Origin of the sequence: Robiginitalea sp., from assembly GCF_049588695.1 — a bacterium.
GTDB lineage: Bacteria > Bacteroidota > Bacteroidia > Flavobacteriales > Flavobacteriaceae > Robiginitalea.
In genome coordinates, this window is sequence record NZ_JBAVZJ010000012.1 from 1 (window position 1) to 8,827 (window position 8,827).

The 8,827-nt window shown below is 47.8% G+C and carries 5 protein-coding genes; 2 read left to right on the top strand and 3 right to left on the bottom strand.

Features of this window, described 5'->3' with window-relative positions; all coding sequences use genetic code 11:
• Positions 1-176 precede the first annotated feature (176 nt).
• Positions 177-2,981, bottom strand: coding sequence for a triple tyrosine motif-containing protein (locus tag WBV75_RS00165; RefSeq protein WP_424118645.1), 2,805 nt, complete (start codon positions 2,979-2,981; stop codon positions 177-179).
• Between the two features lie 352 nt (positions 2,982-3,333).
• Here WBV75_RS00165 and WBV75_RS00170 point away from each other — a divergent pair, with 352 nt between their 5' ends.
• Positions 3,334-4,179, top strand: a complete 846-nt coding sequence (locus tag WBV75_RS00170; protein WP_424118646.1) for a GLPGLI family protein — start codon at positions 3,334-3,336, stop codon at positions 4,177-4,179.
• Between the two features lie 48 nt (positions 4,180-4,227).
• The gene (locus tag WBV75_RS00175; RefSeq protein ID WP_424118647.1) at positions 4,228-6,945 is read left to right on the top strand and encodes a carboxypeptidase-like regulatory domain-containing protein; all 2,718 of its coding nucleotides are present in this window, start codon (positions 4,228-4,230) and stop codon (positions 6,943-6,945) included.
• 21 nt (positions 6,946-6,966) lie between these two features.
• Here WBV75_RS00175 and WBV75_RS00180 read toward each other — a convergent pair whose 3' ends face one another.
• Together WBV75_RS00180 and WBV75_RS00185 are read right to left on the bottom strand one after the other, a co-directional pair.
• Positions 6,967-7,767 (bottom strand): sterol desaturase family protein, encoded by an 801-nt coding sequence (locus WBV75_RS00180; RefSeq protein WP_424118648.1) that lies wholly within the window; start codon positions 7,765-7,767, stop codon positions 6,967-6,969.
• 151 nt (positions 7,768-7,918) lie between these two features.
• A partial coding sequence (locus tag WBV75_RS00185) for a transporter (RefSeq protein ID WP_424118649.1) occupies positions 7,919-8,827 on the bottom strand: 909 nt, incomplete at its 5' end.

The window sequence follows — 8,827 nt, forward strand, 5'->3', positions numbered from 1 at the left end:
ATAAAACCCTATACAAAAAACATACATCGCAATTTAATCGTATTAATTTTTTTATATCACAATAAAATCAATGGTTTAAAGCCCTTCTCCATCTCAATTCCCGCAGAAGGGAAATCAGAAATTAGGCGCATATGTATAGGTAATGTTGAGTTTTATTGGCTCTTATGTAGTGCCTATCAGAGCGTCAGGAGGTAGTTTACAAGGTTCTTATCGCGTTCCAGCCCCATTTTTTTACGCAAACGATATCGTTTGATCTCTACGCTACGGGGCGAAATATTGAAGAGGGGCGCAATTTCCTTGGAAGTGAGGTTCAGGCGCAAATATGCACATAGGCGGATATCATTCGGGGATAATTCAGGATGCGCTATTTTCAGGGTATTCAGGAACTCCCGGTCCGAATGGGTGAAGGCCTCTTTAAAAAGTTCCCAATCGTCTTCCTGGTTCAGGCTTTCATCTATAACCTGAATAATGGACTGTATGGACTCGGTTTGTTCGAATCGATCCGTAATCTGTTTGCGAATCCGGTTCAGGATTTCGTTCTTTTTTATGATACTCATGGTAGAGGCTGCAAGCTCGTTGCTTTTCTCCTTGAAATCTTTACGGAGCTGTTCATTTTTGATTTTGACGATTTCCTTTTCATTGCGCTCGCGGGCCAGGTCCAGCTCTCTTTGGTTTCGTTCCAGGAGCCTCTTCTGCTTATTGCGGTAATAACTGCGGTACTGAATATGGATGAGCCATCCGGCAAGTCCGAGCATCAGGGCGTAAATGACCCACATTAAGCGTGTTTGGTACCACGGCCTGACAATCACAAATGAATACTCCGCCGTATTGCTGGAGAGTTGATCTCCAATTCGGGACCGAACCTGGAACGTATAGTTTCCAGGTGGTAGATTCCTGAAGGAAGCAAGCGGGCTTTCGGACCAGGGGCTCCACTTCGGATAAAACCCTTCCAGACGGTATTGGAACATCGGTTGACGAAAAGGAAAGTATTCCGCGGAGAAAAAAGAAAAATCAAAATTGTTTTCCTTATGTGAAAAATTACCGTTTTTTGCGATTTCAGCACGGGAATCCGAACCGGATTCCAACTCCCTCCCTACGCACCGCACACCGGCAAGGGTAATATTAAACTCCCTTGGGGTATAGTGGTTCAGGTCCATAACCATATACCCTGAACGTGTCCCAATCAGATAGTTTCCCGCCGCAGGAAGTTCCCCCAGGCTTTCATAACCCACAATACCGTTTCGCTCCTTTTCAGCAAGTGGGATCACCTGGATTTTGGGATTTCCCAGTAAATTTCCGGAACTGACCGAATAGATGTTTGAATCCCCGAAAAGCCAAAGGCTCTCACCAGATTCTTCCAGATGCACCCGCCCCGATAGATTCTCCTCCTTCTCGTAGATCTCCCTTAATGTAGTATCCTTTACAAATCGGTCAGCTTTGGGGTCGTACCGGAATATTCCTCCCGCATAGGTATAGAGCAGTTCATTTTCGAATTTCAGTATTCCCGAATCATAACCGATCAATGTAGTGTCCACCGTAACTTCTATTGCCTTGTTGTACCCGGGGTCCGTGATCACCTTAAAAACCCCCTTGTATTCGTGATTCACAAAAAGAATCTCGTTAAATACCTCCACAAAACGGGCCGAATGATTAAATCCGTCGATTTTATTCCTGACTTTCCACGACCGGCCTTCCTTTTCAAGGAGGCTCAACCCATCATATTTTCCCTGTATAAGACGCTTAGGGTTTTCCGATAATTGCGCCACTTTCCAGGTACCCGAGGCTGCATCGATCCGCACTGCCCGTGTTCCCTCTATCACGAATGTACCTGTATGATGTGCGCAAAATAGTGTACCGTCGATCTCGTCCAAAGACCACACCTGGCCTTTGGTTCCTTCAACGAGTTCAAATTCTCCGGTCTTGCCGAGAGGTTTACAAAAGAGTCCCTGGTTGGATCCTAAATAGAGAAATCCATTATAAGACCGGGCGGCATATACACTACCCACAACACCCTTCTTATCGACGAACAGGGTAAACGGCGATTCGGGGTTGATATAGCTCACCCCGTTGTCAAGCCCTAGCCAAATATTCCCATCCCGGTCCTCAAAAAGGGCCAGGACGGTATTGTTACCCAGTCCATTAAGCTGATCATAATGCCCAATCAAATTTCCTTCTGGATCCAGGTGAAACACCCCGTTTGAAATGGTGCCAATAACGTACCCCCCCTGCTTCAACTGCAGGGCGCTGTAGGCCCGGGAATTAAGAAAGGTGGGATTAGCAGGTATGTCCCAGGGGAACAGGCCTTCGGATCGGAGTCTGAAAAATCCGCTGTCGCTCATCAATACGAGTAAATCCTGCGGGGGTCCAAAAAGGCCAATAACCTCTTCACCCAAAAGTTTCGGATGGTTGCTCACCAAAACTTCGGAACCATTTTCTAACTTGAAGAGCCCATGATCCAGCCTTTGAAAATAGAGAACCCCGTCCACTTCAAATATTTTAGGGATTGAGGTCTGGGCCTCTATCAGGGCGACGTTGTCATCTACAGGGTTATATACATAGATGCGATCCTGTGACTGGAAGACGATGTAACCCTCGATTTCCAAAATTGTCCAAAACTCTTCATCAGGTACCATATCGATACCCAGCCTTCTGGTTAGGGATGTATAGCCGAGCTCCCCAAAGGCATCCCGCTCCCAATATCCAAAATCCATATAGAAACCACCATAAATACGGTCTCCGATAGCCTTTACCGATCGCATAATGGTTTTGTTGGGGGAAGGATTCAGGGACCAGGACGACCCGTTGAATACGAGCAGGCCCTTATTATTGGATATGTAGATAAGTTTATCGCGCCCCTGGGAAATAGCCCAATTCTGGTTTTCCGCCCCGTAATCCGCGGGGGTAAAATTGCGGATAGGTGGCAAATCCTGGCCGTAGAGCCTTCCAAACAGGATAAAAAGTAGAATAAGTGCAATTCTCACGGGTCGGGAACTAAGATTATGGTTTTTAAAAATACAAATACTTTTAGGAGAAGAGACCATGGGTGTTTCCCTTCTTACTTCCGGGAAATGGAAATAAGGTGCTCTCCTTTCGAATCAGAGTCTTTAAAACAGGATACCATACCCTTGAGGAAAAAACTCCTCAAGTTCATTACAGCGTAGGATTCCAGAATAGGAATTCTAATATACTGCGGTACCCAAACCTTAAACATTTCCGGTCCTTCAAGGGCTCAATGTGAGGTAATACCCCCTTCTTAATGTTAATATTGTTGTAAACCTTATTATTTTGTTTAACTATATACATATATTTGTTAAACAATAAACAAAACCTTCCATGATGAACCTGCGTTATTACACTTTCGTCCTTACTACGTTATTGCTCTTTTCCTTCATTTCCGTCCACGCCCAGGATTTTCAGGGACAGGCGGTGTATTTTTCGAAAGCCACCATGGAATTGGGAAGTTGGGGTGCCCGGATGAGCGAGGCCCAGAAAAAACAGGTTTACGCCCGTTTGCAGAATCGGCTCGAAAAGACCTATATCCTGCATTTCAATAAAGAGGCCTCTGTTTTTAAAGAAGAAGAAAAACTCGATGCGATGTCCGGGGCGACAGATTCCTGGGGAAAAAACTTTGCCCGGGGGGAGCAGTATAAAAATGTCAAAGGGAACCAGTTGGTCCAAAGCCAGGAGTTTTATGGAAAATTGTTTCTGGTGAAAGACGAATTGCAGGCCATCAAATGGGAGATGGGTTCCGAATCCAAACAAATAGGCCAGTATATGTGCTTTAAAGCCACGGCAAGCGTGCCCACCAACGAGCTCACCTGGTTTGATTTTTCCTGGTCCAGACTTCGGCAAAACACTACGGAAACTGCCGAGGGTGGTGACGCTGAACCACCTGCAGAACCCGCAGTAGAGATGACGGAAATTGAAGCCTGGTACACCCCTCAAATTCCGGTAGCCCATGGTCCGGCTGAATATTGGGGACTCCCCGGCCTTATCCTTGAGGTTAGTGCCGGCAACACCACCATGCTCTGTTCCAAGATTGTCATGAACCCCGAGGTGAAACTCAAAATTGAGGCCCCTGAGAAAGGAAAAGTCATCACCAAAGCGGAATACCAGGTTACCGTGGCTGACAAAATGCAGGAAATGCGCGACAACCGCGGACGCAGAAGGAGCCGATAACCCAGGGTCTTGAACCACATCTTACTACTTTCCAAGCGGGATACTCTTATGAAGAACATTTTATGTTTGGCGCTGCTGCTGGCAGCCGGGGCTACCTACGGCCAGATCCGGTTTGAAGGAGTGGTAAAGGACACTCTGGGAACTCCCCTGGAACTGGCTAATGTAATCGCTATAAACCAGGAAACCAAAGGGATGGCATCCTATGGCATTACTGACGAACAGGGTGTTTTCAAATTAGAACTGGGCAAGAACGAAACTTTTGAAATTCAGATCAGCTATGTGGGAATGACCACTTTTAAGGAGGTGCTGACCACAGGAGAAATCAATCTTGAAAAAACCTACACCCTGGTTTCAGAAAATGCTTTAGATGAAGTGGAACTCGTCTACACCATGCCGGTGACCATGAAAGGAGATACCCTGGTCTACAATGCCGATTCGTTTAACACAGGAACGGAACGGAAACTGGAAGACGTCCTTGAAAACCTCCCGGGGGTTGAGATCAATGAAGACGGACAGATTGAGGTAGAGGGGAAAGTCGTCAATAAATTGATGGTCAACGGGAAGGACTTTTTTGATGGCGACACCAAACTCGCCACCCAGAACATCCCTTCCAAAGCCGTAGACAAAATCCAGGTGCTGCGCAACTATTCCGAGGTTGGCCAGCTCCGAAGTGTGACCAACAACTCGGACAACGTAGCTTTGAATATAAAATTAAGGGAAGGAAAAGAGAACTTTTGGTTTGGGGATATTACTGCAGGGGCCGGAGCCTCGCCGGATAACGAGCTCTACATATTACAGCCGAAGTTATTTTACTACAGCCCTAAATACAGCCTGAACTTTATCGGGGATCTTAACAATACCGGGGAAGTAGCCCTTACCCGCCGGGACATCCGAAACTTCGGCGGGGGCTTCCGCGCCCCGAGTCGCGACAGCGGGACGAGTCTTAACCTCGGGGATAACGGCCTGAATTTCCTGACCAACGAGGCTAACGCCCTTGAAATTGAAAACAAACTGGCTACGGGGAATTTCAGCTACTCCCCTACCCAGGCGCTGGACCTGAGCGGATTCCTGATCTACAACAGCAGCCGCGTCCTTTCCCGGGAAACGAGTTTTATACGATATACCGATCCAAGTCTGGGGATTCCCGATGAAGCTACAGAACAATCCAGCCGGGAGCGCTCCAACCAGGCCTTGCTTAAGCTGAGCGCCTCATTCCAACCCAATTTTAACAACCAGCTGGATTATGATGTCTTGGCCCGGGTTTCAGATGACCGCCAAAACCAGGATGCCTTTTCCTCTGTCATTGGGACCACCACACAATTCGACGAAGTCACCCCATACAGCATCAATCAGAACCTGAATTACTACTACACCCTTAATGAGGACCATATCTTCGCTTTTGAAGCCCAGCATCTGCTCAGAAACGAGGACCCTTTTTACAATGCGGTACTGGAAAATGATCCGGACGACAGCTCGGATGCCTTTGACAATACGGCTCGGGAACTCGGACTGGACACCACCCAAACTGCTTATGACCTCGGACAGGATCGCCGTATTAAATCCAACCAGTTAGATGCCAAACTGGACTATTACAACATACTGACCACCAAAAGCAACCTGAACCTTACCTTTGGGGTCATCCTGAGCAGGCAACAATTCGATTCGCGAATTTTCCAATTCCTCGATGACGGCTCCGAATTCGATCCGACCCCTACCATAAACGAGGGACGGGCCGAGAACGATACAGAGTACAATTTCAGCGATTTTTATTTGGGTGCCCGGTATCGTTTTAAAGCCGGTAAATTCACCATTACCCCGGGGCTTTCGGTTCATGCCTATGGCAACCGGAACATTCAGTTCGGGGAAACCTTCGAGGACAATTTCTTCAGGCTCCTCCCGGAATTTGAAACCCTGATCCAACTTAAGAAAAGTGAATCCCTCACCCTGCGGTACAATATGCGAAACCAGTTTACGGATGTCACCCGCCTGGCCGAAGGACTTGTACTCAATAATTTTAACAGCATTCAATTCGGGGAAGCCGAGCTGCAAAATGCCCTCTCCCATAATGTAAGCCTGCTCTACAACAGTTTTAACCTGTTTAACTATACCAACGTATTCGCCCGGGCCGCTTACACCAACAATATTGATCAGATCCGGAGTCTGACGAATTTTGACAATGTGATTCGAACCAGCACCTTTTTTAACTCCAATTTTGCCGATGAGACGGTTTCAGTTTTTGGAAGGGTTCAACGCACCTTTGGTAAAATTCAGGCCAGCCTCAGGGCCAGTTTTAACTACACCAAAATCAACCAGTTTATTGAAGGGCAGCGCTCTCTGAACGAAGGGTTCACCCAAACCTATACCCCGGGTATCCGGACGAATTATAAAGTAGCACCGAATTTTACCTTCCGATACCGGTACAGCGTCACCAATAATAACCAGGGGGGCGGGGAAACGAAGTTTGTCACCAATGCCCCGTCGGTGGAAGTCGATGCCTATATCTGGAAATCGGTTACCTTCCGGAGCAATTATACCTATACCAACCAGGACCTCGGCAATGGGGATTCCCAATCTTTCCAAAACTGGGATGCCTCGCTGTCATACCGGAAGGACAGGGATTCCAAGTGGGAGTTTGAAGTGCGGGCCACCAATATCCTCGACATCGATTCCCAGGTGCGCAACAGCGCCAACAATTTGTCGGTTTTTGTGTCTGAAACCTTTATACAGCCCCGTTTTCTGACCTTCCGGTTTATTTATACGCTTTGATCATCCGGAATCTGCCCCTATTCAGACAGTCTTCTTTTTTGCAGTCAATTTCTCAAAACGCTCTTTAAAGTCCGGCGTCTCGGTACCCATCCAGACATCCCAGAAGGTAAAATAAAGCCCGTAGTTATAGTTAAACTTTTTATGATGGTCGTCGTGGTGTGCCGCCCCGATCAGCCATCTCGCCATCGGGTGCCGGGCCCATTTAGCGGAAAATATCTCCACACCCCCGTGGCTGATGGTCGCCGAAAGTGTCATAAACAACAGGATCCCCAGGATAACACCAATATGCAAAGGCAACCACAGGACCAAAACCGGGATAACAAGGGCCTGCAATAAAGATTCCAGGGGATGAAAGGAAAATGAGGTATAGGCCGAAGTTTGTAAACTCATATGATGTGCCCTGTGCACCCACCTGTACACCCTGGGCAGGTGCATCCAGCGATGGAGCCAGTAGTAAAAGGTGTCCTGTATAACCAGTACGAGTACTACGCTCACTACAGAATACCACAGAGGATAGTCGTCAAAACTCGTATAAATGGCCGTATGTCCCCGCTGCCATAAAATGATCATCCCCATACCCAGGACTGTGAAGATGGCAGCACTAATCGCAGATCTGTATACCTCCTTTTTAATTTGTGCATTTCCCAATTTTGAAACACTCAGAAAGCGATGCCGGAATTTATCCCCCAGCCAATTGTGGAAGAAATGATGGTACACCCCGGAGAAGATCAGATAGCGCACGAAGATAACCGCAAAAAGGACCACGGATGACCAAAATACATAGGGGGCATTAAACTGTCCGATTTGTCTGAGATATTCCATGCCTTACGAAATTAGGTCTATTTTCTTCTTTAACCCAACCTTTTGATTAAAGGGACAAAACATATCGACAGCAAGAATTCAAAAAGTCCTTTTTCAAAAGGCGTTGTCTTTGATTTTGAAGAGGATACCTCTGAAGCCCAACGATAGAAAACTAAAACACCACCTGCCAGACAAGCCCCACAGTATCGTAGTCATTGCCCACGGAGGCGGTGACCCCGGTCGTACCCAGCAGTTTGATAAAATATCTTCGTCCTACGGGTATGGAAAGGGCAAGGCCCACCCGGTTGTTGCTTTCGGGATCGAGCCGGTCCCCATCGTCCACGGTAACCACCCCGCCGAGGCTCTGGCGGGTGGAAGCAGCGATCCAAACACCTCCCCTAAATTCATAAGAAGCATGCAGTTGAAAGGTATAAAGCGGCTCCTGGGAACGTACCTGATCCCCAAGAAATGCTGTGTTGTCCATAAAAAACCAGACGCCGGCATAGGCTTCCAGGGTAAAACCGCCAGCCACATGCCACACCCCAACTTGCGGGCTGAATACCCAACGGTTGGAGCCCAGGTTAATGAGTTTTTCAGGGTCATATTGCCCCAGGGGCAGGGTCATCCGCATGGTAATGCCCACAATGGTCTTTGGCCGGAATCCTGCAAACTCCTCGGGGGACAAGGCAGGGGCCCCGCTGATAAAATATGCAAACCTCAGCGACGGGTCGCCCATGCCAAAACGGGAGGTCTGCTCCATCTCTTCCAGCACCTGCCCCTCCCAACGGCCCGATACTAATGGCACCGCTACATCGAACCGGCCTGCTTTACCAAACAGGGCTGTAGATCTGGAGTATGCAGCGTTAAAACTGTTGATATCCGCCTGAACATTTTCTATGGGGATGGTCTTGTCGAAAAGCATGGCCCCGGTAGAATAGGCATACCCCAGCGTAAGAACATTTACCCCTGAAGGTGCCGGCGCGTAAACCCTTGGCTGCACATCCTGAGCCATCAGCATCAGGTCCGCAAACATCAGGAGCCCCAAAAGGAGGTTCTTTCGTATACAAAGGCTGTTCATATC